Origin of the sequence: Actinotalea sp. C106 (assembly GCF_023630195.1) — a bacterium.
Taxonomy (GTDB): Bacteria; Actinomycetota; Actinomycetes; order Actinomycetales; family Cellulomonadaceae; genus Actinotalea.
The window spans coordinates 1-1,484 of the sequence record NZ_JALPKN010000480.1 but is presented as its reverse complement, the minus strand read 5'-3'; the positions used below and the strand labels follow the sequence as shown (position 1 = coordinate 1,484).

Genomic DNA, 1,484 nt, shown 5'->3' with positions numbered 1-1,484 from the left:
GGCCGACCTGGTGCCCGTCGGGGCGGACGCGTGAGCAGCCGGCCGCACCCGGTCCTGGCCGAGGCCGCCGACGCCGCACGACGGGCCTTCCTCGCGGCCCACGAACGGTTCGACCGCGAGGAGCTGGCCGCGACCGTCATGGTCGGTGCCGACGGCACGCCCACCATGCTGATCGACCAGCTGGTCGAGGACGCCGTGATCGAGGCGGCGGTGCAGCGCCGGGTCAACGTGCTCTCCGAGGAGCGCGGGTTCGTCGACGTCGGGAGCGCGGTCACCCTCGTCGCCGACCCGGTCGACGGCTCGGCGAACGCCGCTGCGGGGGTCCCGCTGGCCTGCTTCAGCGGGGCGCTGGCCGTCGACGGGACCTTCACCGACGCTCTGACCAGCTGGCTGCACACCGATGAGCGGTGGTGGGCGGTGCGCGGCGAGCGGTCCCGCCGGGTGAGCGGCCAGGCCTCGGTGGCCGGGGCAGCCGTCTCGCTCCTGCGACCGCACCGGCGCAACGCCGACGCGTGGTGGGCCGTCAGCTCGGCGGCCCGGCGGATCCGGGTGCTCAGCTGCAGCACCCTGGACGCGGTGCTCGTGACCACCGGCGCGGTCGACGTCTTCCTCGACGCGGGCAGCGACACCCACCGCCTGGTCGACCTGGCTGCGGCCATGGTCCTCGCCCCGGCGGCCGGGGGCGTGGTGACCGACGTGTGGGAACGGCCCCTCGAGCTCGACCTCGATCTCACCCGGCGGTGGAGCGGAGTCGTGGCGGCGACCCCGCAGCTGGCCGCCGAGGTCAGCGCCCTGGTCCGTGCCCACGTTCCCGCATCGTCTGAGGCACCCGCGCGCGCATGACGAGCGTGCGCACGGCGCCACCCGCCGCCCGCCCGCGGCGGCGTGACTACGCCGGCTGGCGGATGGTCCACGCCCTGGCCGTGACCGAGACGGTCGCCTACGGGGCGTTGTACTACGCCTTCGCCGTGTTCCTCGTCCCGATGCGCCAGGACCTGGGGACCTCGCTGGCGGTGCTGACCGGGGCGTTCTCGATGGCCCTGGCGATCAGCGGTGGGCTCGCCCCCGTGGTGGGCCGGGTGCTCGACCGCTTCGGCGCCCGGCCGGTGATGACCCTGGGCTCGGTGCTGGGCGCGTGCGCCCTCCTCGCGTGGTCCCAGGCGCAGTCGGTCGCGCAGCTCTACGGGGCCTTCGTGCTGCTCGGGTGCGCGTGGGCGACGACCCTCTACGAGCCTGCGTTCGCCCTGGTGGCCCGGTGGTTCGCCCGGGAGCGCACGCGGGCCCTGCTCACCCTGACCGTCGTGGCCGGCTTCGCCTCGACCATCTTCGTGCCGCTGTCCGAGCTGCTCACCGCCCGCCTCGGCTGGCGCTCGGCCCTCGTGGTCCTGGCGGTTCTGGTCGGGCTGTGCGCCGTGCCGCACGCGTGGTTGCTGCGCCGCACCCCTGCCGACGTCGGCGCGAGGGTCGACGGCGACGCGGCTGGC

2 protein-coding genes are annotated in these 1,484 nt (G+C 75.5%); both read left to right on the top strand.

What is annotated here, in order from left to right; genetic code table 11:
- A partial coding sequence (locus tag L0B03_RS17805; protein WP_250448341.1) for an inositol monophosphatase family protein occupies positions 1–843 on the top strand: 843 nt, incomplete at its 5' end.
- Positions 840–1,484: MFS transporter (locus L0B03_RS17800; protein ID WP_250448339.1), on the top strand; the 645-nt coding region annotated here is incomplete at its 3' end. The genes L0B03_RS17805 and L0B03_RS17800, both read left to right, overlap by 4 nt.